Genomic DNA, 25943 nt, shown 5'->3' on the forward strand with positions numbered 1-25943 from the left:
GGTTCAGCGAGCGGCCGAGGGCAGCATGTGCCCCATGCGGTCGCGTTTGGTGGCGAGGTAGTTCTCGTTGAAGCTCGAGGCGCCCACGATGAGCGGGATGCGCTCGGTCACGACGATGCCGCGCTCTTCGAGCTGACGCACCTTGTCGGGGTTGTTGGTGAGCAGCCGGATGCTCGACACGTTCAGGTCGTCGAGAATCGCGACGGCCGCGCCGTAGTCGCGCGCGTCTTCGGGCAGCCCGAGCGCGAGGTTGGCGTCGAGGGTGTCGAGCCCGTCTTCCTGCAGACGGTAGGCGCGCAGCTTGTTCACGAGACCGATGCCGCGACCCTCGTGGCCGCGCAGGTAGACGACCACGCCGCCGTGCTCGGCGATGAGGTCGAGCGAGGCGTCGAGTTGCGGCCCGCACTCGCACTTGAGCGAGCCGAAGGCCTCGCCGGTCAGGCACTCGGAGTGCACCCGCACGAGAGCGCCCGGCGCCGTGGGGTCGCCCGACACGATGGCCACGTGGTCGCTGCCGGTCTCGAGGTCGCGGTAGGCCCGCATGCGCAGCGGGCCGTGCGTGGTGGGCACGGTGGTCTCGACCTCGAACTGCACGCGCGGGGCGGCAGGGGCGTCGGTGCCGGCGGTCCCGGAGGTGCCGTCGGTCCCCGAGGCGCCGTCGATCCCGGAGGTGCCGTCACCGGCATCCGTCGCCTCGATGCCGTCGAGCTCGTTCAGCCACTCGATCAGCAGTTCGATCGTGGTCACCGGCAGCGAGTCGCGCTCGCCGGCCCGGATGAGCTCGTCCATCTTCATGGCCGAGCCGTCGTCGGCGATCATCTCGCCGATCACTCCCACCGGGGGCAGCCCCGCCGCCCGCAGCAGCTCGACTGCCGCCTCGGTGTGGCCCGCCCGCTCGCGCACGCCGCCGGCGACGGCGCGCACCGGAAGCACGTGTCCGGGCCGGATGAACGACGCCGGGGTCGACTCCGGGTCGGCCAGCAGGTTGAGCGTGCGAGCGCGGTCGTGGGCGCTGATGCCCGTCGTGACGCCCGACGAGGCGTCGACCGTGATCGTGTAGGCGGTGCGCCGGGTGTCTTCGTTGTTGACGACCATCGGCGGGAGTGCCAGCCGGTCGGCGAGCTCGGCGGGCATCGGCGCGCACAGGAAGCCGGAGGTGTTGCGCACCATCCAGGCGATCCACTCGGGGGTCGCGAGCGCGGCCGACATGATGGCGTCGCCCTCGTTCTCGCGGTCGGCGGCATCGGAGACGATCACCGGGCGGCCGGCGCGCAGGGCGTCGAGCACGTCGGAGATGGGGGAGAGCGTCATGAGTTGCTCCTCTCGCTCTCGGGGATGAGGTTGCGGGTGGTGAGGGAGTAGAGGCGTTCGACGTGGCGGGCCAGGATGTCGGTCTCGATGTTGACCCGGTCGCCCACCGTGAGGGCGCCGAGCGTCGTGGCGACGAGTGTCTCGGGAATGAGCGACACCTCGAACCAGTGCGACCCGTCGGCCTCGTCGCCGAGGCCCGACACGGTCAGCGAGACGCCCGACACCGAGATCGACCCCTTGTCGACGACGAGCGGCGCGAGCTCGGGCTCGAGCGAGAAGCGCAGCACGCTCCACGCCTCGCCCGGCGTGACCGAGAGCACGGTGGCGGTGCCGTCGACGTGGCCCTGCACGAGGTGGCCACCGAGGCGGTCGCCCACGCGGGCCGCGCGTTCGAGGTTGACGCGCGAGCCGGCGCCGAGCGCGCCCAGGGTCGACATCGAGAGCGTCTGGGCCATGACGTCGGCGGTGAAGGTGTCGGCGGTCCGGCCGACGACGGTGAGGCACACGCCCGAGACCGAGATGGAGTCGCCGTGCTTGGCGTCGCTCACGGCGAGCGGTGCCCGAACGGTGATGACCGCCGCGTCGGGGGTGACGTCGAGCGCGAGCACCTCGCCGACTTCCTCGATGATTCCGGTGAACACGTATTACTCCTTCGAGGGCGAGGGGTCGCCCGGTCGTGCGACGATCCTGATGTCGTCGCCGAGTTGCGAGATGTCGGTGATGCGCAGGGCGCGCTGGTCGGCGATGGTGCCGACCCCGACGTCGGTGAGGGCGGTTTTCGGGCCGCCGAGCAGGGTGGGTGCGAGATAGACCACGAGCTCGTCGGCGAGTCCCGCGGCGATGAACGCGCTGGCGAGCGTCGGGCCGCCCTCGACGAACACCGAGCGCACCTCGTCGTCGTAGAGCTCGGCCAGCACCGAGGCCAGGTCGTGGGTGGTGAAGTGACGCAAGGGCTCCGGATGCCGCCGAACTCGCGCTCTCTCGGGCACCTCCGTGCGGCCCACGACCACCGGTGCCGGCTGATGAGGCGCGAGGCCCGACCCGTCGCGAGCTGTGAGGGCAGGATCGTCGGCGAGCACCGTTCCCGTGCCCACCACGATCACGTCGGCCTCGCTGCGGCGGCGGTGCACGTCGGCGCGCGCGGCCGGGCCCGTGATCCACTGGCTCGTGCCGTCGGCGGCCGCGGCGCGGCCGTCGAGGCTCGACGCCCACTTGACCGTGACGAAGGGCCGGCGATGGCGGGTGGCGGTCAGCCACGGACGGATGGCGTCGTCGATCGCGTCGGCCTCGAGGCCGGACTCGACGTGGATGCCCGCCGCGCGCATCCGTTCGCCGCCGCCGGCCGATCGCACGCCCGGGTCGGCGACCGCGTAGACGACGCGGGCCACGCCGGCGTCGATGAGGGCCACGCTGCACGGCCCGGTTCGGCCGTGGTGGTTGCACGGCTCGAGGGTCACCACGGCGGTGGCGCCGATGGCGAGCGCGGGCACCTCGAGGGCGCTGAGCGCGTCGATCTCGGCGTGCGGAGTGCCGGCGCCGCGGTGCCAGCCCTCGGCGAGCACGTCGCCGTCGGGGGAGAGCAGCACGCAGCCGACCTGGGGGTTCACGCCGTGCCGCGGGCCGCGGAGGGCCAGCTCGAGAGCGCGGCGCATCGCGTCGTGCTCGGTCAGGGCGGTGGTGGTCATCCGGTCGATCCTCGTCTGCTGACGTGGCTCCGGGGGTGCGCTCGAGAACGCCGACGGAGGTCGCAGAGTCGACCGACCGCCCGTGCATCCTCCCATCCGGACTGAGGCGGGTCTGACGACCTGCCATTACCGTCGGTTCTGGAATTTCACCAGATCAACCGCCGACTCCCTGCGAACAGGGTGCCGTTGGCTCGCGGACTATCACCGCCGGTTCAGAATCTCACTGACCCCGGAGCACGTTTTCTTATGTTCAGTTATACCTCAACGCGCCGACGGCCGAACTATTCCCGGGGCCGCGAGGGGCCGATCAGCGGGAGGTCGCGCCCGCGGCGGGCAGGCTGAGGCGCTCGGGCGCCCGGCCGAACGCGCTGGCGAGACCCCAGCCGGTCACCTTCGTGAGGGCTTCGACCACGATGCCGGTCGACATCTTCGACACACCCTCTTCGCGCTCCACGAACGTGATCGGGAACTCGCCGATGCGACCGCCGGAGCGCTCGAAGAGCCAGGCGAGCTCGATCTGAAAGCAGTAGCCCTGCGAGTTCACGGTGCCGAAGTCGATCAGGCGCAGCGAGTCGGCCCGAAAGCCGCGGTAACCGCTCGTGAGGTCGTGCAGCTTCGACTGCAGCAGGATGCGGGCGTAGGCGGTGCCGGCGCGCGAGATGAGCTTGCGGTAGGCCGGCCAGTTCTTGATGACGCCACCGGGAATCCAGCGGGTGCCGATGGCCATGTCGGCGCCGCCGTCGAGCAGGGCGATCAGGCGGGGGAGCTCTTCGGGCTGGTGGGAGCCGTCGGCATCCATCTCGACGATGTAATCGAAGTCGCGATCGAGAGCCCAACGAAACCCGGCGGCGTAGGCGGCACCCAGCCCGTTCTTCTCGGAGCGGTGCAGAACGTGGATGCGGGGGTCGCTCTCGGCCATGGTGTCGGCGAGGTCGCCGGTGCCGTCGGGCGAGTTGTCGTCGACGATGAGCACATCAGCAGACGCGACGGTGCGCAGCACCCGCTCGGTCACGGCCGAGATCGAGCGGATCTCGTTGTAGGTGGGTATCACCACGACAGTTTTCGCCACAGTTATCCTCAATCGATCTGATGTTGCCAAGTCTGGACGCGCTGGAAAGCGTACCGATGATTTCTGTTCATTTTCCCCAGTTACGCTCAGCATTCTCCGGGAGGATACGAAAAGTTCTCCACCCTGGTTTCGCACGTCAGAAACGGTCTTCATCCATGAGCAGTTCCACCGCGTCGCCGTCGCGCCTCCGTCTTCTCATCGGGGAATTCATCCGCTTCGGCCTCGTCGGCGGCCTCGGGTTCATCGTGGATGTCGGCGTCTTCAATCTGCTTCGCACCACGGTCATGGATCCAGCGCACATGCACGAGGGTCCAGTGATCGCGAAGCTCATCTCGACCGCACTCGCGATTCTCGTCAACTGGCTCGGCAACCGGTACTGGACGTTCAAAGACCGCCGGCGCACCGACATGTTCCGCGAGAGCGTCGAGTTCTTCGCCGTGAGCATCGCCGGCATGGGCATCGGCCTGGCCTGCCTGTGGGTGTCGCACTACGTGCTGCACTACACGTCGCTGCTGGCCGACAACATCTCGGGCAACGTGATCGGGCTCATCCTCGGCGCCGTGTTCCGCTTCGTGCTCTACCGCGTGTGGGTGTTCGGCGAGCACCGGCTGCGGGTTCCGGCGCCCAACGTCGAGGCGGCCGGCAAGACGACGCTGCTGCCGTAGGCGCGCCCTTCGTCAGACCGCGCGCTTCGTCAGACCACGCCCTTCTTCAGACGACGCCCTTCGTCAGCACGAAGACGCAGTAGGGAGCGGTCTCGAGCGTCTGCACGACCGCGAAGGCGTTCTTGGCCCGGGCATAGACGTCGAAGCGGGGGATGACCTCGAACTCCGTGACGTGCGGGTTGGCCTGCTGGGCCACGGCGAGCACCTGCTGCTGGGTGGCGTTCTCGAGCGAGGCGTCGTCGTCGATCTCCATGCGGCCGAGCGGATGCGTCACGAACGTGTCGAGCGGAAAGACGCTCAGGATGGCGGTCGCCGCGCGCACCACCCCCGACTCGCCGAGCCAGATCACGGGGCGGCCGGCCGAGTGGGCCGGAAAGTTGCGGTCGGCGAGCACGAGCTCGTCGCCGTGGCCCATCTGGTCGAGCACCTTCAGAAGGTCCCCGTTCAGCAGCGGATCGATTCCCTTGAGCACGCGTCCTCCTTCGTCGTCGGGCCCAGCCTACTGGCGCCCGGGTAGCGGATCGACTAGGTTCTGGAGCAGTCAACTGAACACGCCTCAGCGGTCGCTCGCGGCCGCTGGCAACAGCAGCGGGAGAGTCCTCCCGAGATCCATCGGGTGGCGCCGTAGGAGCAATTCCTCTCCGGGAAACTCTCAGGCCCATGCACCGCTGCCGTTGGGCGACTCTGGAGAGCGAACGCGCGGCCACCACGCCGGCGTTCCACCGACGGGGCAAGCGGCCGATCGCCGCGGAATCTCTCAGGTCAGGTACAGAGCGGAGAGGGAATCCTACGACGCCGCCGCACCGGTGCGCCGTGCAGCATTGGAGCCCCCCATCACCCTCAGCATCTTCGACCTCTTCTCGGTCGGCATCGGGCCGTCGAGCTCTCACACCGTCGGGCCCATGCGCGCCGCCGCGTCGTTCGCCGACGCGCTGGCGCTCGACGAGCTGCTGCCGCAGGTCGCGTCGGTGACGGTCGATCTCTACGGATCCCTGGCCGCGACCGGCGTCGGGCACGGCACTCCGGGCGCCGTTCTCCTCGGGCTCGAGGGCTACCAGCCCGAGACGATCACGCCGAGCGAGGTCGAACAACGCGGCGCCGCCATCACGTCGAGCCGCTCCGTGCTGCTCGCGGGAGCCCGCCCGGTGAGCATGCCCGAGAACGCGATTGTGATGCATCCGCTCACCCTGTTGCCGAGGCACAGCAATGGCATGCGATTTTCGGCATACGACGCATCGGGCGCCTTGCTCCTGACCGAGACCTACTACTCGGTGGGCGGCGGCTTCATCGAGCGCGAGGCTGCGCCGACGGATGCCGCGGCCGTGGCGCCCGGGGCCACCGGCAGTTCGGCACCTCCCGTTCCCTTCCCGTTCCGCACCGCTGCCGAACTGCTGGAGCACTGCCGCACGACGGGGCTCTCGTTCTCGGGAGTGATGCTCGCCAACGAGGAGGTCTCGCGAGATCGCGCCGAGATCGTCGATCGCATCCTGGCCATCCGTCGGGTGATGGACGAGTGCGTCGCCACGAGCGTCGCCCGCACGGGACTGCTGCCCGGCGGCCTGTCGGTGCGCCGGCGCGCCCCGGAGTGGCGGGCGCGACTCGAGCGCGAAGACCCCGACCGCAGCCCGGAGTTCTGGCAGGAGTGGGTGAACCTCGTCGCCCTCGCGGTGAACGAGGAGAACGCGTCGGGCGGGCGCGTGGTGACGGCGCCCACCAACGGCGCGGCCGGCATCATTCCGGCGGTGCTGCACTACGCGCGGCACTACCTCAAGGTGGTCGACGGTCGAGAGGTGACCGGCGCTGCCGGGGGAGCCGACGGCCGCGCTGCCCTGACCGGCCTCTCCGACGAAGACGCCGTGTCGGTGCGGTTCCTGCTGGCGGCCGCGGCCGTGGGCGTGCTCTACAAGGAGCAGGCATCGATCTCGGGCGCCGAGGTCGGCTGCCAGGGCGAGGTGGGATCCGCGTCGTCGATGGCGGCCGCGGGGCTCGCCGAGGTGATGGGCGGCACGCCCGAGCAGGTCGAGAACGCCGCCGAGATCGCGATGGAGCACAACCTCGGCCTCACCTGCGACCCGATCGGCGGGTTGGTGCAGATTCCCTGCATCGAGCGCAACGCCATCGCGGCGTCGAAGGCCATCAACGCCGCGAAGATGGCGCTGTGGGGCGACGGCAGCCACCACGTGAGCCTCGACCGGGTGATTCTCACGATGCGCGAGACCGGGCGCGACATGAGCGACAAATACAAGGAGACCTCGCTCGGCGGCCTCGCCGTCAATATCGTCGAGTGCTGACTGCCCCGCCGAGTTGCGCCAAAGTGACCGTCCCGCGGTCGCGGGAGGTCACTTTGGCGCAACTCGGCGGGCGGGGCAGCCGCATTACTGTGGAGTCGTGAGTTCGAACTCGAGCGAGAGCACGGCGGGCGGCCCGGGCGGCCGCTGGGCGCGCATCGCGCGGGCGTCGCTCGCACCGGCGCGCGCCTTTCAGACGTCGTCGCGCACGCCGCTGTTGCAGGTGCTGAAGACCGCGGTCGCCGCGGTGATCGCCTGGATCGTGTGCTCGTTCATCGCCCCGCAGCAGGTGCCTGTCTTCGGCGCCATCGCCGCCATCATCGTCGTGCAGCCGAGCGTGAACCAGTCGTTCACGCGGGCGTTCGAGCGGTCGATCGGTGTCATCGTGGGCGTCGTCGTGGCCGAGGCGGCGGCGTTCGTGTTCGGCTCGCCGGGCTGGTTGATCCTCGCCGCCATCGTGATCTCGCTGCTCGTCGGCTGGGCCCTGCGCTTTCCGCAGTCGTCGACCGTGCAGATTCCGATCAGCGCGATGCTCGTGCTCTCGATCGGCGCCCAGACACCCGGCTACGCGGTGGAACGCATCATCGAGACCATCATCGGCGCACTCATCGGGGTGGTCATCAACTGGCTGATCGTGCCGCCCGTGGCCTTGAAGCCGGCGCACGACGCGGTCGCGTCGCTCGGACGTGAGGTGGCCGCCATCATGGAGGGCCTCGCACGGGTGCTGAGCGAGCCCACCGATTCGGCCTCGCGTCAGCTGCTGCTCGTCGAGGCGCGACTGCTGCGGCCGATGCAGGCGAAGGCGCAGGCGGCGGTCGACCTCGCCGAGGAGAGCCTGCGCTTCAACCCCCGGCGCTCGTCGCACCGGGCGGAGCTGGCGACGGATGCCGCCCTGCTCACCATGCTCGGAATCGTCGTGACCCGCGTGCTCGGCATGGCACGGTCGCTCAACGACCACTTCGACGAGAGCCTGCACGAGGAGCCCACGGCGGCGGGCATCGCCGAGGAGTTGCGCCGGGCCGCCCACGACCTGCGGCTGGTGATGCAGAACGCCGCCCTGCCGGTGGCCGAGGTGGAACTGCTCGGCGACGAACCACCCGCGCTCACCGCGCCCCTGCAGGCCCTCATGCCGAGCCCCGAGCACTGGATCGTGATCGGCTCGCTGCTCGAAGACCTCCGGCGCGTGCGCGAAGAGATCGTCGGCGCGATCGACAAGTAGAGCGCGGCTGCAGCCCCGAACTGCCGGCTACCGGCGCGGCAGGAAGCCCACCCGGTCGTAGACGGTCTTGAGCGTCTGCTCGGCCACGGCATTCGCGCGATCGGCGTTGTGCGACAGGATGCGGTCGAGCTCGGCCGGGTCGTCGAGCAGCTCGAGCGCGCGCGCGCGGATCGGGGCGACGGTGCCGACCACGACCTCGGCCAGCGCCTTCTTCAGCGTGCCGTAACCGCCGCCCGCGAACTCCTCCACCACCGACTCGATCGACCGGTTGGCCAGGATCGCGAAGATGGTGAGCAGGTTGGCCAGCCCCGGTTTCGTCTCGCGGTCGAAGCGCACCTCGCCGTCGGCATCCGTCACCGCGCGCATGATCTTCTTCTCGGTGACCTTGGGGTCGTCGAGCAGCCAGATCAGGCCGGCGGTCGACTCGGCCGACTTCGACATCTTCGCCGTGGGGTTCTGCAGGTCGAAGATCTTCGCGGTGTCTTTGAGGATGTAGGGCTTCGGCACCGTGAAGGTGTCGCCGAAGCGGGAGTTGAACCGCGTCGCGAGGTCACGGGTGAGCTCGACGTGCTGCCGCTGGTCTTCGCCCACGGGAACATCGACCGCCTGATAGAGCAGGATGTCGCCGGCCTGCAGGATCGGATAGGTGAACAGACCCACGGATGCCGCGTCTTGACCCTGCTTGCCCGCCTTGTCTTTGAACTGGGTCATGCGGGCGGCCTCGCCGAAGCCCGTGATGGTGTTGAGCACCCAGGCGAGTTCGGCGTGTGCCGGAACGTGGGACTGCACGAACAGGGTGGACTTCGACGGATCGATGCCCGCCGCGATGTACTGCGCGGTGGTGCGGCGGGTGTTCTCGAGCAGCTGCGCGGGGTCTTGCGGCACGGTGATGGCGTGCAGGTCGGCGAGGAAGAAGAAGGCGTCGTGCGTCTCTTGCAGAGCCTTCCAGCTCAGCAGGGCGCCGATGTAGTTGCCGAGGTGCAGCGAGTCGGCCGAGGGCTGCATGCCCGAGAGCAGGCGGGGCTTTTCAGTAGTCATGAGTGTGTGTCAACCAGAGCTAGAAGGTGGGGGATCAGAGGGCGTAGTCGACCACGACGGGGGCGTGGTCACTCCACCGGGTGTCCCAGGCCGAGGCCCGGTCGATCGCGTAGTCGGCGACCGTGGCCGCGAGCTCAGCGGTGGCGAGCTGATAGTCGAGCCGCCAACCGGTGTCGGTGTCGAACGCCTTGCCGCGCTGCGACCACCAGGTGTAGGGACCCTCGACCTCACCGGCCCAGCGGCGGCCGACGTCGACCCAGCCGAGCCCCGCGCCGTTGTTGTAGGCGGGATCGTCTTGAGCGCCGACGAACCTGTCGAAGTAGGCGCGCTCTTCGGGCAGGAAGCCGGCTTTCTTCTGGTTGCCACGCCAGTTCTTGATGTCGAGGGTGCGGTGACCGACGTTCAGGTCACCGAGCACGAGCGACAGGGGGTTGTGCTCCTGCAGCAGCGGCAGATGCTTCAGCATCGCGTCGAGGAAGGTGAACTTCTCGACCTGCTTCTGCGTGCCGACCTCACCGGAGTGCACGTAGGTCGATACCACGGTCACCAGTGTGTCGCCCCATTCGTAGTCGGCCTCGAGCCAGCGCCCGGCGCTGTCGAAGTCGTCGGGGCCGAAGGTCACCCGGTGGATGTTGGCGCGATCGCGACTGGCCAGCGCCACGCCGGCCCGCCCCTTGGCGGTGGCCGGGTCGTGCAGGATGTTCCAGGCGGGCCCGAGCAGCCCCTCGATGTCTTCGGTCGACGCGCGCACCTCCTGCAGGGCCAGGACGTCGACCCCGCGCCCCTCGAGCCACTCGCCCATGCCCTTGCGATAGGCGGCACGGATGCCGTTCACGTTCACGGTGGCGATTCGGAGGGGCTTCGACGGCATGCCGCCCAGTTTACCGGCGGCCGCCGACGCTGCCCGCGCCGCTCCCGCCGCGTCAGCGCTTCTTCGCCAGGCGGAGGGCCGCGGCCTGATCGAGTTCGTCGAGCCGCTTGAGCTCTTTGGCCACCCGGCGCCGCCGGAAGCCGCGTGCGTTCGCCAGCTCGGCCTCGAGGCGCTCCCGCTCGGCCGACACCAGAACGTCTCGCGCATCCGCGATCTTGCGCTCGCGTTCGTTCTCGATCTCTTCCGGCGACAACGATCGCGGGTCGATGCCCGCGTCGTCCATGCCCACCGCGATCCAGGTCGCCGAGATGAGGATGACCCGGCACACGAGGTTCAAGAAGATCATGATGCCGATGATCACGGCGAACGAGGCGAGCAGCGGATTGCTCGTGGCACCGCCCAGAAGGGCCGACCCGAGGATCTTCAGCACCCCGAGCGCCGCGCCGCCGATGAGAGCGCCCGCGATCAGCCGTCGCAGCGGGATCTTCACCCCTGAGAGCACCCGGAACGCGGAAGCCAGCACGAAGCTGTCGAACGCGAACACGACGAGCACCCCCACCAGCCACCCGACCACCGTCGCGAACGGCGACGCCGTGTCGATGCCGAGCAGGTCGAAGGCGAGCGACAATCCCTGGCTGCTGATCAGGCTCACCGCCGACGACAGCACGATCGCGATGCCGAACGCGAGCGCCAGCCCGAAGTCTTTCAGCTTCAGCAGCGCGAAGTTCGTGGTGGGCGGCGCGAGCCGGAAGATGCGGCGGATCGAGTCGCGGGTCGATGCCAGCCAGCCCACCGCGGTGAGCACCAACCCGACGAGAGCGATCGCGCCTGTCCACCCCAGGATGCGCGCTGACGCCAGCTGGTCGGGGTCGATGGCGCCGCCCTTGCCGATCAACCCGGGAATGGCCTTGCTCAACTGGTCGACCACGGCATCCATCAGGTCGGGATTGCCCGCCAGCACGATGCCGAAGATCGAGAAGCCCACCCAGATGCCCGCGAAGATGGCGAACACGGCCTGGAATGACATGCCCGAGGCCATGATCTCGCCACCACTGGCTGAGAATCGCATGAAGACGCGCACCGCTCGAAGCGCCATCACCCAGGCGATCAGCTTCTGGATGCCGGTCTTCGGCTTCTCGGGAGCTTCCGCCTTCGCCTCGATGTCGATGGCGGGCTTGCCCCCTGCCGAATCGGACTTCGTGGTGGCACGATCGTCGGCAACCGCCGTCTTCTCGACGCCGTCGGCGCCCTCGCCACTCGGGGAGGCCGCATCCGTCGTCTTGCCCCGCGCATCGCTCATGGCACAAGCCTAGGCACGCCGGAGGACCTGCCGCTCGAAACTCCCGCGCGCCGCGGGCACGCGTGGTCGCCGCGCGCGCTCGGCGCCCCTCGGCCGTGCGCATGTTCATGCCCGGCCGAACGCGTCGCGGCCGGCGAACAGCACCGATCTGGTGGCCGCGAGCACCGTGCTCCAGTCGGACATGACCTGGTGATAGTCGAAATGGAGCAGCCCGAACCCCCGCAGCACGACCTCGGCGTCACGCCGGTAGTCGCGTGAGGAGGCGTCGGCCGAGCCATGCGACTCGCGGCCGTCGAGCTCGATCACGAGCCACCCGTCGATGAGCAGATCGACGCGGATCTTCGGTGCGATCCAGACCTGCGGCGTGCACTCGAGGCCATCGGCGGTGAATCGCACGCGGGCGATGGACTCGATGCCCGACTCTGCACGTCGATCGGCGTCGGCCAGCAATCGCTGCGCGCGCGACGACCCTTCGAACGTCGCGGCGAGTTCGCCCCGGCTGATCAGACGTCGATGCAACACGGAGTCGAGGGCGGCGACCGCCTCGTGCGGCGCCCACGAGGTGGCGGCGCCTCGGAGCGCAGCGGCGAGCGGTGCCACTCCCGGGTAGGCGAGACGGTCGCGAGGCGCCAGTGCGCGGCTCCAGTGCGCGACGACGTCGTCACGCGCACGCAAGGGTTGCCCGGTGTCGGGGTCGCGAGCGCGACCGAACGAGTGGGGCAGTTGCACGTGAAGGCGTGGGTCGGGGCGACTCCACGCTCCGTGAAGACGGAGGGCCGAGACATCCGTGAGTCTGCCGCCGATGCGTGCGGCCCGCACGAGATCGTTCGGCGCGCCGGCCGTGACGAAGACACCGCGGCGAACCCTCGTCAGCCGGCCCGACTCCGTGAGCGCCTGGATGCCGCCGGGCGACGCGCCGCGCTCGAGGAGTTCACGGGTGGTGATGACGGCCGGGCGACTGAACGAGAACGAGCTGGACATGCCACCAGCGTGGCCGAGGGCGACGGCGGGGAAACGGGTCGGGCGGCTTCTGTGGAGAATTCGGGCGGGGGCGTCATCCGGGGTGGAGAAGACGAGTCGAGGGCCCGTGAACGGGAGGTCACAGCGGTGGTCTTGCGGGTTCGGGAGGCCAAAACGGCCTCCCGAACGACGAACGGCCTCCCGAAGCACCCTCGAGGGCGCTCGGGAGGCCGAACGAAACCGACCGGCAGACCGGTCCGCAGCCTACGGCTTGCCGCGCATGATCGCCTGCTTCACCTCGGCGATGGCCTGCGTCACCTGGATGCCGCGGGGGCAGGCATCCGTGCAGTTGAAAGTGGTGCGGCAGCGCCACACGCCCTCTTTGTCGTTGAGGATGTCGAGGCGGGTCTGCGCCTGGTCGTCGCGCGAGTCGAAGATGAAGCGGTGCGCGTTGACGATGGCGGCGGGGCCGAAGTATTGACCGTCGGTCCAGAACACCGGGCACGACGAGGTGCACGCGGCGCAGAGGATGCACTTCGTGGTGTCGTCGAAGCGGGCGCGCTCGGCGACCGACTGCACGCGCTCCTTGCCCTTGGGCGGCACCGAGGCCGCCTGCAGGAAGGGCTGCACGTCGCGGAACGACTCGAAGAACGGGTCCATGTCGACGATGAGGTCTTTTTCGAGCGGCAGGCCCTTGATGGCCTCGACGTAGATCGGCTTCGTGATGTCGAGGTCTTTGATGAGCGTCTTGCAGGCAAGACGGTTGCGGCCGTTGATGCGCATCGCGTCGGAGCCGCAGATGCCGTGCGCGCACGACCGGCGGAAGGTCAGCGAGCCGTCCTGCTCCCACTTGATCTTGTGCAGCGCGTCGAGGATGCGGTCGGTCGCGAACATCTGCACGTCGAAGTCCTGCCAGCGCGGCTCGTCATCGACATCCGGATCGAACCGGCGGATGATCAGCGTGACGGTGAAGGCCTCGATCGGCGCTTCGGGCGCGGGGCCCGAGGCGGGGGCGTCGGCTACGAGTGTCATCTAGTACTTCCTCTCCATCGGCTGGTAGCGCGTGATCACGACGGGCTTCCAGTCGAGCCGGATGTGGTCGGCGGCATCACTCGAGTGCGGGTCTCCGGAGAGATAGGCCATCGTGTGCTTCATGTAGGTGTCGTCGTCGCGCTTCGGGTAGTCGTCGCGCATGTGGCCGCCGCGGCTCTCCTGGCGGTTGCGGGCCGAGTAGACGACCACCTCGGCCAGGTCGAGCAGGAACCCGAGCTCGATCGCCTCGAGCAGGTCGGTGTTGAACCGCTTGCCCTTGTCCTGCACCTGGATGTTGCGGTAGCGATCGCGCAGCCCGTGGATCGTCTTGGTGACCGAGGCGAGCGACTCGTCGGTGCGGAACACCTGGGCGTTCTTGTCCATCTCGTCTTGCAGCTCTTTGCGGATGGCCGCGATGCGCTCGGTGCCGGTGGAGTTGCGAAGGGACGCGACGAGGTCGACGATCGCCTTCGCAGGCGAAGGGGGCAGCGGCGTGAAGTCGACGGTCTGCACATAGGCGGCGGCGTTGTTGCCCGACCGCTTGCCGAACACGTTGATGTCGAGCAGCGAGTTGGTGCCGAGACGGTTGGAGCCGTGCACCGAGACGCACGCGCACTCGCCGGCGGCGTAGAGGCCGGGCACCACGGTGTCGTTGTCGCTCAGCACCTCGGCGTTGTTGTTGGTGGGGATGCCGCCCATCGCGTAGTGGGCCGTCGGCATCACCGGCACCGGCTCGACCACCGGGTCGACGCCCAGGTAGGTGCGGGCGAACTCGGTGATGTCGGGCAGCTTCGTCTCGAGCACTTCGGCGCCCAGGTGCGTGCAGTCGAGCAGCACGTAGTCTTTGTGCGGCCCGGCGCCTCGGCCCTCGGCCACCTCCTGCACCATGCAGCGGGCCACGATGTCGCGCGGTGCCAGGTCTTTGATGGTGGGGGCGTAGCGCTCCATGAACCGCTCGCCCGACGCGTTGCGCAGGATGGCGCCCTCGCCTCGCGCTCCCTCGGTGAGCAGGATGCCGAGCCCCGCGAGCCCCGTGGGGTGGAACTGGAAGAACTCCATGTCTTCGAGCGGCAGGCCCTTGCGCCAGATGATGCCCACGCCGTCGCCGGTGAGGGTGTGCGCGTTCGAGGTGGTCTTGTAGATCTTGCCGAAGCCGCCCGTGGCGAAGATGACGGCCTTCGCCTGGAAGACGTGGATCTCACCGGTCGACAGTTCGTAGGCCACGACGCCGGACGGCTTGTCGACGCCGTCGACCGACGTCATCACGAGGTCGAGCACGTAGTACTCGTTGAAGAAGTTGATGCCGAGGCGCACGCAGTTCTGAAACAGCGTCTGCAGGATCATGTGACCGGTGCGGTCGGCCGCGTAGCAGGCCCGGCGCACGGGCGCCTTGCCGTGGTCGCGGGTGTGGCCGCCGAAGCGCCGCTGGTCGATCTTGCCCTCGGGCGTGCGGTTGAACGGCAGGCCCATGTTCTCGAGGTCGATGACCGCGTCGATGGCTTCTTTCGCCAGGATCTCGGCGGCATCCTGGTCGACCAGGTAGTCGCCGCCCTTGACGGTGTCGAACGTGTGCCACTCCCAGTTGTCTTCTTCGACGTTGGCGAGCGCCGCCGCCATGCCGCCCTGGGCCGCGCCCGTGTGGGAGCGGGTGGGGTAGAGCTTCGAGATGACCGCGGTCTTGGCCTTCGGCCCCGCCTCGATCGCCGCGCGCATGCCGGCGCCGCCGGCCCCCACGATCACGATGTCGAACTGGTGGTAGTGCACGCCGTCGATCACGGCGCCGTCTTCGAACTGGGGCGCGGAGTTGCTGATAGGCACTGAAGAACTCACTCTTACTGGTTGACGGGGCAGAACGAGGGCAGGAGGTCTGCCGGCGAGCCCACGGGGCACGGGTCGAAGGTGTAAATGACGAGCGTGCCGAGCACGATCTCGGCGACGACGGCGACCAGGATGCCGGCGAGCAGGATCTTGCGCGTCAGCGGCCGGGTGGCGTAGTCGTTCACGATCGTGCGCATGCCGTTGCCACCGTGGATCAGCGCGAGCCAGAGCATCAGGGTGTCCCACACCTGCCAGAACGGGTCGCTCCACTTGCCGCCGATGAAGGCGAAGTCGATGGCCGAGATGCCGTCGCCGACCAGCAGGTTGACGAAGAGGTGGCCGAAGATGAGGATCAGCAGCACGACGCCCGAGGCGCGCATGTAGATCCAGCCCCACTTCTCCCAGTTCACACCGCGGTTGCGGCGAACGGTGTGCGGGGCGCGGGGGGAGTCGATCGTCGTGGCCATCAGGCACCGCCCATCGCGTGGGTGAAGACGTTGATCAGGTGGCGGGGCGCGAAGCCGAGCATCGCGACCACCCAGAGGCCGATCACGATCCAGAACATCACGCGCTGGTATTTCGCGCCCTTCGACCAGAGGTCGATCAGGATGATGCGGATGCCGTTGAACGCGTGGAACACGATCGCGGCGACGAGGGCGGTCTCACCCAGCCCCATGATGGGGTTCTGGTAGGTGGAGATCACCGCGTTGTAGGCCTCGGGAGCGACACGCACCATCGCGGTGTCGAGCACGTGCACGAGTAGGAAGAAGAAAATCGCGACGCCCGTGATGCGGTGCAGAACCCACGACCACATGCCTTCACGGCCGCGATACAGGGTGCCAGCTGGCCGCCTCGGCGTCATCGTTCCTGCCGAATTCTCAGGCATGAACAACCCTCCTTGGCTTCAGTTGAGTTCGCGTCGCCCGCACCGTCGGATAGTGCGCACTCGATCCACGACCGCTGTCAGTCTACGCGCAGAATTCCGCGGTCGCTTGTTAGGCGCACCTTATCTGTATACAGACTGGCTGAGTCGCCGCTCCCGCGAAAACACGCGGCGAGACGGCTCCTGAATACCCTGTTGTATTCACGCGTGTGAGCCGGCTGGAGTGCGCCGGCGCGCTCGGGCCGACACCGGCGCCGCGGTGATGACCGACGCGTAGTGCGCCATCAACTCGTCACACAGAGCCTGCCACGACTTGCCGATCACGGCCCGTCGCCCGGCTTCTCCCATGCGCGACCGCAGAGCCGGGTCGGCCACGAGCGAGCGGATGCGCCGGCGCAGGTCATCGGGGTCGTCGGGGTCGAAGAGGTAGCCGTTCTCGCCGTGCCGCACGATGTCGATCGGGCCTCCCGCCGCCGGGGCGACCACGGGCAGCCCGCTCGCGTGCGCCTCCTGCAGCGTCTGGCCGAAGGTCTCCTCGGTGCCGGTGTGCACGAACACGTCGAAGCTGGCGTAGGCGTCGGCGAGCTGCTCGCCCGAGAGCCGGCCGAGGAAGGTGGCCGGGGTTCCGCGCAGCAGCCCGCGGATCTGGTCGTCGCTCGGCCCGTCGCCCACGATCGCCAGGTGCAGCCCCGGCAGCCCGTGCAGCCCGGCCAGACGCTCGAGCCCCTTCTCCGGGGCGATGCGGCCCACGTAGCCGACCACGGTGTCGGCGCCCCGAGACGACAGCAGCGAGCCGAGGGCGCGCGCGGTCGGGCGCATCCGGTTGTTCGGGTGGTAGCGCGTCAGATCGACGCCGCGCCCCCAGAGCTCGATGCGCTCGACGCCGGCGCTCTCGAGATCGGTCTTCGAGGCCCGTGAGGGCGCGAGAGTGAGGTCGGCGCCGTCGTGCACCCACTTCACCAGCCGCCAGGCCAGTTTCGAGGCCGAACCGAGGCGGTTGCGCCGGGCATACCCCGCGACATCCGTCTGGAAGATGGCGACCGAGGGGATGCCGAGCCGGTTCGCAGCGGCGATGGCCTGCGCCCCGAGCAGGAAGGGGGAGGCCGCGTGAACGACGTCGGGGGCGAACCGCCCGATCAGGCGGGCGACCTGGGCGTTCGGGATGCCCACCGGGAACTGGCGGTAGGCGACGGCCGGCACCTGGTGCACGGGAAAGCCGCGGTAGTGCGACGGCGACCCCGCGGCCGGGGCGATGACGATGGCGTCGTGACCGTTGTCGGCCAAGTAGTCGAGAACCTTGCAGACGCTGTTGGTGACTCCGTTGACGGTGGGAAGAAAACTCTCGCTGACGATCGCAACTCGCATGACGTGCCTCCGCAGTCGTGCGACCTCATCGGGCCGCGCTTCGACGCTAAAGACGCCAGATGGCGGGAGAGTGACGCCGAGGTGGCGGCGGAGTGATCGTTCGGCTTCCATCGCTAGGCTGTGCCACATGAATGCACCCTCCGCGATCGATCGGCTCTACAGCGTCATTCCCGCCGGGGGGATCGGTTCCCGCCTCTGGCCTCTCTCGCGCGCCGATGCGCCGAAGTTCCTGCACGATCTGAGCGGGTCGGGCCAGAGCCTGCTGCGCGACACGTGGGACAGGCTCGCGCCGCTGTCGGGCGAGCAGCGCATCATGGTCGTGACCGGCCGCGCGCACCGTGCCGCCGTCGAGGAGCAGCTGCCGAACCTCACCGACCTGAACGTCGTGCTCGAGAGCGAACCCCGCGACTCGACCGCCGCCATCGCGCTCGCCGCCGCCATTCTTGAACAGCGCGAGCCCGGGGTCATCATCGGCTCGTTCGCCGCCGACCACGTCATCGCCAACCCGGAGCGGTTCCGGGCCGCCGTCGTGCAGGCCGTCGCCGTGGCCGACGCCGGGTTCATCGCCACGATCGGCATCACCCCCACGGATGCCGCGGTCGGCTTCGGCTACATCCGCTGCGAGAAGCCGCTCTCGATCGAGGGCGCCCCGTCGGCACTGCGCGTCGACAACTTCGTCGAGAAGCCCGACCTGCCCACCGCCAAGCGCTACCTGACCTCGGGCAACTACCTCTGGAACGCGGGCATGTTCATCACCCGCGCCGACAAGCTGCTCGAGCAGCTCGGCGCCTCGGAGCCCGAGCTGCTCGCCGGCGTGCTCGAGCTCGCCGAGGCCTGGGACACCCCGCGCCGCGGCGTCGTGGTCGACCGGGTGTGGCCGACGCTCAAGAAGATCGCGATCGACTACTCCGTGGCGGAGCCCGCGGCCAAGCAGGGCGTTCTCGCCGTCATCCCGGGCGACTTCGATTGGGACGACGTGGGCGACTTCGCCTCGATCGCCAAACTGCACTCCACCGGGCGGGGCAGCGAGCTCGCCATCCTCGGCAAGAACGCCCGCGTGCTCTCCGACTCGTCGAGCGGCATCGTGGTGTCGCAGTCCAAGCGCGTGATCAGCCTCATCGGCGTGCGCGACATCGTGGTGGTCGACACCCCGGATGCGCTGCTGGTGACGACCAGCGAGCACGCCCAGCGGGTGAAGTCGGTCGTCGACGCGCTGCGGGCCGGCGGCTCCGGAGATGTGTTGTAACCCAGAGGTGCCGGTATCCTGACGGTTCACTCTCGTCGAGGAGGAGCATCGTGAGCACACGCGCACGCGTCACAACCGGACTGCTGATCGGAGCGATCGCGGTCGCCCTGGCGGGGTGCGCTCCGGCGCCGACACCGGCGACGGATGCCGCCACCGGTGGTGCGGGCGACTATTGCGCGCGCATGGTGACGAACTCGGGCGGGTTGAACGACCGGTCGTTCAACCAGTCGAGCTGGGAGGGCATGCAGCAGGCCGAGCAGGAGTTCGGCATCGGCGCCGAGGTGCTCGTGTCGACCGGCGAGACCGACCTCGCGCCGAACGTCACGCAGGCGGTCGACAGCGGCTGCCAGTTCGTGCTCACCGTCGGCTTCGAGCTCGCCGACGCCACGCTCGCCGAGGCCACCGACAACTCCGACATCCACTTCGCCATCGTCGACGAGACCGTGGATGCGCCCAACGTGAAGCCGATCCTGTTCGACACCGCGCAGGCCTCCTACCTCGCCGGCTACCTGGCCGCGGGGGTGTCGAAGACCGGGAAGGTCGCGACCTTCGGCGGCGGCAACCAGCCGCCGGTCACGCTGTTCATGGACGGCTTCGTCGACGGCGTCGCGAAGTACAACGAGGCCCACGGCACCGCCGTTCAGGTGCTCGGCTGGGACAAGCAGGCGCAGGACGGCGTGTTCACCGGCGACTTCGAAGACATCAACAAGGGCAAGACGGTCACGCAGGGTTTCATCGACCAGGGTGCCGACGTCATCCTGCCGGTCGCCGGCCAGGTCGGCGAGGGGGCGGCATCCGCAGCTCTCGAAGCCGGCGGGGTGTCGCTCATCTGGGTCGACAACGACGGCTACGAGACGCTGCCCGACGAATACCAGCCGATCGTGCTGACGAGCGTGATGAAGAACACCGGCGACGCGGTGGTGCAGATCATCGGCGACGACATCGACGGCACCTTCTCGCCCGACCCCTTCGTCGGAACACTCGAGAACGGGGGAGTGGCCCTCGCGCCGTTCCACGATCTCGCCGCGTCGGTGCCGGCCGAGCTGAGCGCCGAGATCGACGCCCTGAACGACCAGATCGTGGCCGGCACCATCACCGTCGACTCCCCGTCGACCCCGTGAGCGTCGCCGTCTGTTTCAGGCGTATGCAGTGGACATTTCGGGCAGATTACGACGTGATCGCGGCTTTGTAACGCTTGCGCGGCGAACCAGGCCAGCCCCTGCCGCGGGTCGTAACTTTCGGTAACGTGTCTCACACACAGCCCCTGCGCGCCTTGCAGGGCAGCATCTTGGAGGACAACTTGGGCATCAACATGCGCCGCGCCGGTCTGGCCGGCTTCGCCACCCTGGGCGTGGCAGCTCTTCTCGCCGGGTGTGCATCCGCACCGTCGGACACCGCATCGACCAGCGGCGGAGACGCCGCGAGCGACTTCATCCCCTGCATGGTCTCCGACTCGGGCGGATTCGACGACAAGTCGTTCAACCAGGCCGGCTTCGAGGGCATCACCGAGGCCGCTGACAAGCTCGGCGTCGAGCCCATCACGGTCGAGTCCTCCGCCGACACCGACTTCGCCCCGAACATCGACCAGCTCGTCTCGGGCGGCTGCAACCTGATCATCTCGGTCGGCTTCCTGCTCGCCGACGCCACCAAGGCCGCGGCCGAGGCGAACCCCGACGTCGACTTCTCGATCATCGACGACTCGTCGATCGAGGCCGACAACGTCAAGCCCATCGTCTTCGACACCGCGCAGGCCGCGTTCCTCGCCGGCTACGCGGCGGCGAGCTACAGCAAGTCGGGCACCGTCGGAACCTTCGGCGGCATGCAGATCCCGTCGGTCACCATCTTCATGGACGGCTTCGTCGACGGCGTCAACTACTTCAACCAGCAGAAGGGTGCTGCCGTCAAGGCCATCGGCTGGGATGTCGCCTCGCAGACCGGTTCCTTCACCGGCGGCTTCGCTGCCGGCGTCGAGGCCAAGACCGCGGCCCAGGGCCTCATCGACCAGGGTGCCGACGTCATCCTCCCCGTCGGTGGACCGATCTTCCTCTCCGCTGGTGAGGCGATCAAGGACTCCGGCAAAGAGATCGCCCTGATCGGTGTCGACTCCGACAACTACGAGACCGCTCCCGACCTGGCCGACCTCTTCCTCACCTCGGTGCTGAAGGGCGTCAAGGCCGGTGTGGTCGACGTGACCGACACCGCCGCAGCCGGCGACTTCGACGCGACCCCGTTCGTCGGAACCCTCGAGAACGACGGCGTGGGCATCGCACCGTTCCACGACTTCGAGAGCAAGGTCTCGCCCGACCTGCAGGGTGAGCTCGACGCCATCACGGCGGGCATCATCGACGGCTCGATCGAGGTCGAGTCGCCCTCGACCCCGTAAGGCACCGGCGTTCTCGAACGCTTTCCGGTCGGGGGGATCAGCGCTGCTGGTTCCCCCGACCTCTTTACTTAACGAACCCCATGACGCGGAGTAGGTAGATTGACTTTATGAAGCTCGAACTTCGGGGCATCACGAAACGATTCGGTGCCCTCACCGCCAACGATCACATCGACCTCACCGTCGAGCCGGGCGAGATCCACGCGCTGCTCGGCGAGAACGGGGCCGGCAAGTCCACGTTGATGAACGTGCTCTACGGCCTCTACCAGGCCGATGAGGGCGAGATCGTGCTCGACGAGGTCGTGCAGCACTTCGCGGGCCCGGGTGACGCCATGAACGCCGGAATCGGCATGGTGCACCAGCACTTCATGCTCATCCCCGTGTTCACGGTGGCCGAGAACGTGATGCTCGGCCACGAGCAGACCGGGTTCGCCGGCCAGCTCGACCTGGTGGCCGCGCGCAAGGTCGTGCGCGAGATCAGCAACCGGTTCGGGTTCCACGTCGATCCCGACGCCCTGGTCGGAGACCTCCCCGTCGGCGTGCAGCAGCGGGTCGAGATCATCAAGGCCCTCTCGCGCGACGCGCGCGTTCTCGTGTTCGATGAGCCCACCGCCGTGCTCACGCCGCAGGAGACCGACGAGCTGATGGCGATCATGCGCCAGCTGAAAGAATCCGGCACCTCGATCGTGTTCATCACGCACAAGCTGCGCGAGGTGCGCGAGGTCGCCGACCGCATCACGGTCATCCGGCTCGGCAAGGTGGTGGGCGAGGCCTCGCCCACGGCCACCAACGCCGAGCTCGCCTCGCTCATGGTGGGCCGCGCCGTCGAGCTGACGGTGCAGAAAGACCCGGCGAAGCCCGGGGCCGCCGCCCTCGTGGTCGACAACCTCTCGGTCATCGACCCGCGTGGCCAGGTGGTCGTGCGCGACGTCTCTTTCGACGTCAAGGCCGGCGAGATCCTCGCGATCGCCGGCGTGCAGGGCAACGGCCAGACCGAGCTCACCGAAGCGCTGATGGGTTTGCAAGACCGCGTCACCGGCGAGATCACGCTCGACGGCAAGACGCTACGCGGCCTGAGCGTGCGCAAAGTGCTCAACTCGGGCGTCGGCTTCGTTCCTGAAGACCGCAAAGAAGACGGCCTCGTCGGCGAGTTCACCATCGCCGAGAACCTCATGCTCGACCGCGCCGACGGCTCGCCGTTCGTCAAGGGCGGCGGTCTGCAGCTGTCGTTCCTCAACACCTTCGCCGAAGAGAAGTCGAAGGAGTTCGACGTGCGCTCCCAGGGCATCCAGACCGAGGTCGGCCGCCTCTCCGGCGGCAACCAGCAGAAGGTCGTGCTCGCCCGTGAGCTGAGCCGCACCCTGCGCCTGTTCGTCGCGGCCCAGCCGACCCGAGGCATCGACGTCGGATCGATCGAGTTCGTGCACAAGCGCATCGTCGCCACCCGCGACGAGGGCATTCCCGTGATCGTGGTGTCGACCGAGCTCGACGAGGTCGTCGCGCTCGCCGACCGCATCGCGGTGATGTACCGCGGAGGAATCGTCGGCATCGTTCCGGGCGACACCCCGCGCGACGTGCTCGGCCTCATGATGGCGGGCGAGGTGCCCGCCGGGGTGCTGCCCGCCGACCCGGAAGGAGCAGCCGCGTGAGCGACTCGCCCGTCACGCCTGGCTCCCAGGCGCCCGTCACCCCCGCGTCTTCGGCCGCGGCATCCGGTTCGCCCGCGTCGGGTTCCCCCGCGTCGGGGCCCGCCGTCGAGCCGCCCTCGCGGTGGCGCAAGGCGTTCAACGAGATCATCGGCGGCAGCGTGATGATCTCGGTGCTCGCCGTGGTGCTCGCGATCGTCGCGGGCGGCATCCTGATCGCCGTGACCGACGAGAACGTGCAGAAGGCCGCCGGCTACTTCTTCGCCCGGCCCGGCGACACCTTCGCCGAGATCTGGAAGTCGGTCTCCGGCGCCTACGTCGCCCTGTTCCAGGGCGCGGTGTTCAACCCGAAGCGTCCCGAGTTCGTCGACCAGATCAAGCCGATCACCGAGACCCTCACCTTCGCCACCCCGCTGATCGCGGCGGGTCTCGGCGTGGGCCTGGCGTTCCGCGTCGGCATGTTCAACATCGGTGGCCGTGGCCAGATGCTGATCGCCGCCGCGTGCGCCGGGTGGGTGGGCTTCACCCTGCACCTGCCGTGGGGCATCCACCTCGTCGTCGCCATCCTCGCCGGTGTCATCGGCGGTGGCATCTGGGGCGGCATCGCGGGCCTGCTGAAGGCGCGCACCGGCGCCCACGAGGTGATCGTCACGATCATGCTCAACTACGTGGCGTTCTACCTCGTCTCCTACCTGCTGCGCACCCCGGTGCTGCAGGCGCCCGGATCGAACAACCCCAAATCGCCGCCGATCGACGCGACCGCTGTGCTGCCCGACCTGCTCGGTCCGCAGTTCAACCTCCATCTGGGGTTCATCATCGTGATCGCCGCGACGGTGTTCGTGTGGTGGCTGCTCAACCGGTCGTCGCTCGGCTTCAAGTTCCGCGCCGTCGGGCTCAACCCGAACGCCGCGCGCGTTGCCGGCATCGACGTCAAGAACATGTACGTCTACGCCATGCTGATCTCCGGCGCGCTGGTCGGCCTCGCGGGCGTGTTCCAGGTGCTCGGCACGGTCACCACCGGCTTCTCGTCGGGCATCGACGCGGGCATCGGCTTCGATGCCATCACGGTTGCCCTCCTCGGGCGGTCGAAGCCGTGGGGCATCTTCGTCGCCGGCATCCTGTTCGGCGCGTTCAAGGCCGGCGGATTCGCGATGCAGGCCTCGCAGGGCATCCCGATCGACATCGTGCTCGTCGTGCAGTCGCTGATCGTGCTGTTCATCGCGGCGCCGCCGCTCGTGCGGGCCGTGTTCCGGCTGCCCGACCCGGCGAACCCGAAGAAGCCCAAAGCGCCCAAGACCCCGAAACCCGCAGTTGAGACCCGAGAGGCGGTGGCGGCGAAATGAGCGACCGGCTTCCTGAGAACGTCACCACCAACGGACTGGCCGGCGGCAGCGGGCTGCCTCCGACCGAGCACAACCACCCGGATGCCGCGATCGATGCACCGCCGACCGTGCTCGTCAAGAGCTGGAAAGCGCCCATCGCCTTCGGCTTCTTCGCGCTCGGAGCGATCGTGCTCTTCATCGTGTTCGGGCGTGACGGCGACAGCACCTTCCGTCTGTCGACCGACTCCGATCTGATCCAGCTGCCGGCCGTCGTGCTGCCGACCAGGGCCACGGGCATCGTGCTGTCGATCGTGCTCGTCGTGCTCGCGGCCATCTCGGTCTGGTTCGTCGCGACCGACCGCAAGATCAGGGTCTGGTTCATGGCCGTGTTCGCGGTCGTGTTCCTCATCGCCTTCCTCACCTGGGCCTCGGCCGGCCAGACCATCCCGCTGCCGGGCCTCTTGATCGGAACGGTGTCGCTCAGCGTGCCCCTGATCTTCGGCGCCCTGGGTGGCGTGATCTCGGAGCGCGTCGGTGTCGTGAACGTCGCGATCGAGGGCCAATTGCTCGCGGGCGCCTTCGTGTCGGCGGTCGTGGCATCCGTCACCGGCAACCTCTTCGTGGGGCTGCTCGGCGCCGTGATCGCCGGAACCCTGGTGTCGTTCGTGCTCGCGGCGTTCTCGATCAAATACCTGGTCGACCAGGTCATCGTAGGTGTCGTGCTGAACGTGCTGGTCACCGGCCTCACGTCGTTCCTCTACTCGCAGGTGCTGACCGCCAACCCCGACCTGCTCAACTCGCCGCCGCGCTTCGACCGGCTGCCGATCCCGCTGCTCTCGGAGATCCCCATCATCGGGCCGACGCTGTTCCGGCAGACGATCGTGGTCTACCTGATGTACATCGCCGTGGCGGTGGTGTTCTACGGCCTGTTCAAGACCAAGTGGGGCCTTCGCGTGCGCGCCGTGGGCGAGCATCCGCAAGCCGCCGACACCGTCGGCATCAAGGTGAACTCCACCCGGTTCTGGAACGTGCTGCTCGCCGGCGCCATCACCGGGCTCGGCGGGGCGTACTTCACGCTCGGGTCGGTCGGCCAGTTCAACAAGGAGATGACGGCGGGCGCGGGCTACATCGCCCTCGCGGCGGTGATCTTCGGGCGCTGGGATCCGATCCGCGCGACGCTCGCGGCGCTGTTGTTCGGGTTCGCCACCAACCTGCAGTACGTGCTCGGCGTGATCGGTTCGCCGGTGCCGTCGGAGTTCCTGTTGATGCTGCCCTACCTGATCACGATCTTCGCCGTGGCGGGGCTCGTCGGGCGGGTGAGGGGCCCGGCGGCCGCCGGTAGACCCTATGTGAGCGCGTGAGGTGGGTTCGATGAGTTCTGCTGGTGCTGCCGCTTCCGGTGCCGCTTCTGCTGGTGCTGAGTCGGTCGACTGGGCGGCTCTGCGGGCGGTCGCCCTCGAGGCGATGGAGAAGGCCTACGTGCCCTATTCGAAGTTCCCCGTCGGGGTCGCCGCCATCGTCGACGACGGCCGGGTGATCTCGGGCTGCAACGTCGAGAACGCTTCCTACGGCCTGACGCTCTGCGCCGAGTGCACGCTCGTGTCGAGCCTCACCATGACCGGTGGCGGCAAGCTCGTGGCGTTCACCTGCGTCGACGGGCACGGCAACACCCTGATGCCGTGCGGCCGCTGCCGGCAGCTGCTGTTCGAGCACTCGGCCGAGGGCATGGTGCTCGACACGGTGTCGGGGTTCAAGACGATCGACGAGGTGATCCCGGATGCGTTCGGGCCGCGCACCCTCGTCGCCTACCGCGAAGAGTCACTCGCGGAATAGAAAGGTTCCACC

The 25943-nt window shown here is 68.5% G+C and carries 24 protein-coding genes and 2 riboswitches; of the genes, 10 read left to right on the forward strand and 14 right to left on the reverse strand.

Features of this window, described 5'->3' with window-relative positions; all coding sequences use genetic code 11:
• Positions 1–3 precede the first annotated feature (3 nt).
• The 4 genes from ribA to N1032_RS13800 form a co-directional block, all read right to left on the reverse strand.
• Positions 4–1311, reverse strand: coding sequence for a GTP cyclohydrolase II (gene ribA, locus N1032_RS13785; RefSeq protein ID WP_259539704.1), 1308 nt, complete (start codon positions 1309–1311; stop codon positions 4–6).
• Positions 1308–1952 (reverse strand): riboflavin synthase, encoded by a 645-nt coding sequence (locus N1032_RS13790; protein ID WP_259539705.1) that lies wholly within the window; start codon positions 1950–1952, stop codon positions 1308–1310. The genes ribA and N1032_RS13790 overlap by 4 nt, the downstream gene beginning before the upstream one ends.
• 3 nt (positions 1953–1955) lie before the next feature.
• Positions 1956–2996: a bifunctional diaminohydroxyphosphoribosylaminopyrimidine deaminase/5-amino-6-(5-phosphoribosylamino)uracil reductase RibD gene (gene ribD / locus N1032_RS13795; protein WP_259539707.1), complete on the reverse strand. Its 1041-nt coding sequence runs from the start codon at positions 2994–2996 to the stop codon at positions 1956–1958.
• A gap of 79 nt (positions 2997–3075) precedes the next feature.
• Positions 3076–3237: riboswitch (FMN riboswitch) on the reverse strand.
• 66 nt (positions 3238–3303) lie between these two features.
• Positions 3304–4065 carry a polyprenol monophosphomannose synthase gene (locus tag N1032_RS13800; protein ID WP_259539708.1) on the reverse strand — a complete coding sequence of 254 codons (762 nt, stop codon included), beginning with the start codon at positions 4063–4065 and terminating at the stop codon, positions 3304–3306.
• Positions 4066–4220: 155 nt separating this feature from the next.
• Here N1032_RS13800 and N1032_RS13805 point away from each other — a divergent pair, with 155 nt between their 5' ends.
• Positions 4221–4730, forward strand: a complete 510-nt coding sequence (locus N1032_RS13805) for a GtrA family protein (protein ID WP_259539709.1) — start codon at positions 4221–4223, stop codon at positions 4728–4730.
• 46 nt (positions 4731–4776) lie between these two features.
• On the opposite strand, the gene N1032_RS13810 is transcribed toward N1032_RS13805, so the two are convergent.
• Positions 4777–5202 (reverse strand): RbsD/FucU family protein, encoded by a 426-nt coding sequence (locus tag N1032_RS13810; RefSeq protein WP_259539710.1) that lies wholly within the window; start codon positions 5200–5202, stop codon positions 4777–4779.
• Between the two features lie 107 nt (positions 5203–5309).
• Positions 5310–5408, forward strand: a riboswitch (glycine riboswitch).
• Positions 5409–5563: 155 nt separating this feature from the next.
• On the opposite strand from N1032_RS13810, the gene N1032_RS13815 reads away from it, so the two are divergent.
• A complete protein-coding gene (locus tag N1032_RS13815) occupies positions 5564–7021 on the forward strand; it encodes an L-serine ammonia-lyase (RefSeq protein WP_259540170.1) in 1458 nt (485 codons plus the stop codon).
• Between the two features lie 97 nt (positions 7022–7118).
• Positions 7119–8237 (forward strand): FUSC family protein, encoded by a 1119-nt coding sequence (locus N1032_RS13820; RefSeq protein ID WP_259539711.1) that lies wholly within the window; start codon positions 7119–7121, stop codon positions 8235–8237.
• A gap of 27 nt (positions 8238–8264) precedes the next feature.
• Here the strand turns inward: N1032_RS13820 and trpS are convergent, their stop codons facing one another.
• The 9 genes from trpS to N1032_RS13865 form a co-directional block, all read right to left on the reverse strand.
• Positions 8265–9275 (reverse strand): tryptophan--tRNA ligase, encoded by a 1011-nt coding sequence (trpS, locus tag N1032_RS13825; RefSeq protein ID WP_259539712.1) that lies wholly within the window; start codon positions 9273–9275, stop codon positions 8265–8267.
• Positions 9276–9309: 34 nt separating this feature from the next.
• Positions 9310–10146: an exodeoxyribonuclease III gene (locus N1032_RS13830; RefSeq protein WP_259539713.1), complete on the reverse strand. Its 837-nt coding sequence runs from the start codon at positions 10144–10146 to the stop codon at positions 9310–9312.
• A gap of 52 nt (positions 10147–10198) precedes the next feature.
• Positions 10199–11446: a YihY/virulence factor BrkB family protein gene (locus N1032_RS13835; protein ID WP_259539714.1), complete on the reverse strand. Its 1248-nt coding sequence runs from the start codon at positions 11444–11446 to the stop codon at positions 10199–10201.
• 105 nt (positions 11447–11551) lie between these two features.
• The gene (locus tag N1032_RS13840; protein WP_259539715.1) at positions 11552–12427 is read right to left on the reverse strand and encodes a type IV toxin-antitoxin system AbiEi family antitoxin domain-containing protein; all 876 of its coding nucleotides are present in this window, start codon (positions 12425–12427) and stop codon (positions 11552–11554) included.
• 243 nt (positions 12428–12670) lie between these two features.
• Entirely contained in the window at positions 12671–13438 is a 768-nt protein-coding gene (locus N1032_RS13845) for a succinate dehydrogenase iron-sulfur subunit (protein WP_259539716.1), read from the reverse strand.
• Positions 13439–15256 (reverse strand): succinate dehydrogenase flavoprotein subunit, encoded by a 1818-nt coding sequence (gene sdhA, locus N1032_RS13850; RefSeq protein WP_259539718.1) that lies wholly within the window; start codon positions 15254–15256, stop codon positions 13439–13441. It abuts the gene before it with no gap.
• Positions 15257–15270: 14 nt separating this feature from the next.
• Entirely contained in the window at positions 15271–15723 is a 453-nt protein-coding gene (locus tag N1032_RS13855) for a succinate dehydrogenase hydrophobic membrane anchor subunit (RefSeq protein WP_259539719.1), read from the reverse strand.
• Entirely contained in the window at positions 15723–16142 is a 420-nt protein-coding gene (gene sdhC / locus N1032_RS13860; RefSeq protein ID WP_259539720.1) for a succinate dehydrogenase, cytochrome b556 subunit, read from the reverse strand. Before sdhC ends, N1032_RS13855 begins: the two co-directional genes overlap by 1 nt.
• 198 nt (positions 16143–16340) lie before the next feature.
• A complete protein-coding gene (locus N1032_RS13865; protein ID WP_259539722.1) occupies positions 16341–17504 on the reverse strand; it encodes a glycosyltransferase family 4 protein in 1164 nt (387 codons plus the stop codon).
• A 127-nt stretch (positions 17505–17631) separates the two neighbouring features.
• On the opposite strand from N1032_RS13865, the gene N1032_RS13870 reads away from it, so the two are divergent.
• From N1032_RS13870 to N1032_RS13900, 7 genes are all read left to right on the forward strand, one after another.
• Entirely contained in the window at positions 17632–18750 is a 1119-nt protein-coding gene (locus tag N1032_RS13870; protein ID WP_259539723.1) for a mannose-1-phosphate guanylyltransferase, read from the forward strand.
• Between the two features lie 47 nt (positions 18751–18797).
• Positions 18798–19871 (forward strand): BMP family lipoprotein, encoded by a 1074-nt coding sequence (locus tag N1032_RS13875; RefSeq protein WP_407933044.1) that lies wholly within the window; start codon positions 18798–18800, stop codon positions 19869–19871.
• Between the two features lie 191 nt (positions 19872–20062).
• Positions 20063–21133, forward strand: a complete 1071-nt coding sequence (locus N1032_RS13880) for a BMP family lipoprotein (protein WP_407933045.1) — start codon at positions 20063–20065, stop codon at positions 21131–21133.
• Positions 21134–21240: 107 nt separating this feature from the next.
• Positions 21241–22779, forward strand: coding sequence for an ABC transporter ATP-binding protein (locus N1032_RS13885; protein ID WP_259539726.1), 1539 nt, complete (start codon positions 21241–21243; stop codon positions 22777–22779).
• Positions 22776–24119, forward strand: a complete 1344-nt coding sequence (locus N1032_RS13890; protein ID WP_259539727.1) for an ABC transporter permease — start codon at positions 22776–22778, stop codon at positions 24117–24119. The genes N1032_RS13885 and N1032_RS13890 overlap by 4 nt, the downstream gene beginning before the upstream one ends.
• The gene (locus tag N1032_RS13895) at positions 24116–25459 is read left to right on the forward strand and encodes an ABC transporter permease (protein ID WP_259539728.1); all 1344 of its coding nucleotides are present in this window, start codon (positions 24116–24118) and stop codon (positions 25457–25459) included. The genes N1032_RS13890 and N1032_RS13895 overlap by 4 nt, the downstream gene beginning before the upstream one ends.
• 10 nt (positions 25460–25469) lie before the next feature.
• Complete coding sequence (locus N1032_RS13900) at positions 25470–25931, forward strand: cytidine deaminase (RefSeq protein WP_259539729.1); 462 nt, start codon at positions 25470–25472, stop codon at positions 25929–25931.
• Positions 25932–25943: the final 12 nt, after the last annotated feature.

The organism is Herbiconiux daphne (assembly GCF_024979295.1).
Classification (GTDB): domain Bacteria; phylum Actinomycetota; class Actinomycetes; order Actinomycetales; family Microbacteriaceae; genus Herbiconiux; species Herbiconiux daphnes.

Coding starts and splice junctions, on each gene's coding strand:
- N1032_RS13870 (WP_259539723.1), top strand. CDS start 17,632: ATGAATGCACCCTCCGCGATCGATCGGCTCTACAGCGTCATTCCCGCC.
- sdhC (WP_259539720.1), bottom strand. CDS start 16,142: ATGCCTGAGAATTCGGCAGGAACGATGACGCCGAGGCGGCCAGCTGGC.
- ribD (WP_259539707.1), bottom strand. CDS start 2,996: ATGACCACCACCGCCCTGACCGAGCACGACGCGATGCGCCGCGCTCTC.
- N1032_RS13830 (WP_259539713.1), bottom strand. CDS start 10,146: ATGCCGTCGAAGCCCCTCCGAATCGCCACCGTGAACGTGAACGGCATC.
- N1032_RS13885 (WP_259539726.1), top strand. CDS start 21,241: ATGAAGCTCGAACTTCGGGGCATCACGAAACGATTCGGTGCCCTCACC.
- N1032_RS13895 (WP_259539728.1), top strand. CDS start 24,116: ATGAGCGACCGGCTTCCTGAGAACGTCACCACCAACGGACTGGCCGGC.
- ribA (WP_259539704.1), bottom strand. CDS start 1,311: ATGACGCTCTCCCCCATCTCCGACGTGCTCGACGCCCTGCGCGCCGGC.
- N1032_RS13900 (WP_259539729.1), top strand. CDS start 25,470: ATGAGTTCTGCTGGTGCTGCCGCTTCCGGTGCCGCTTCTGCTGGTGCT.
- N1032_RS13855 (WP_259539719.1), bottom strand. CDS start 15,723: ATGGCCACGACGATCGACTCCCCCCGCGCCCCGCACACCGTTCGCCGC.
- N1032_RS13835 (WP_259539714.1), bottom strand. CDS start 11,446: ATGAGCGATGCGCGGGGCAAGACGACGGATGCGGCCTCCCCGAGTGGC.
- trpS (WP_259539712.1), bottom strand. CDS start 9,275: ATGACTACTGAAAAGCCCCGCCTGCTCTCGGGCATGCAGCCCTCGGCC.
- N1032_RS13845 (WP_259539716.1), bottom strand. CDS start 13,438: ATGACACTCGTAGCCGACGCCCCCGCCTCGGGCCCCGCGCCCGAAGCG.
- N1032_RS13865 (WP_259539722.1), bottom strand. CDS start 17,504: ATGCGAGTTGCGATCGTCAGCGAGAGTTTTCTTCCCACCGTCAACGGA.
- N1032_RS13805 (WP_259539709.1), top strand. CDS start 4,221: ATGAGCAGTTCCACCGCGTCGCCGTCGCGCCTCCGTCTTCTCATCGGG.
- N1032_RS13840 (WP_259539715.1), bottom strand. CDS start 12,427: ATGTCCAGCTCGTTCTCGTTCAGTCGCCCGGCCGTCATCACCACCCGT.
- N1032_RS13880 (WP_407933045.1), top strand. CDS start 20,063: ATGCGCCGCGCCGGTCTGGCCGGCTTCGCCACCCTGGGCGTGGCAGCT.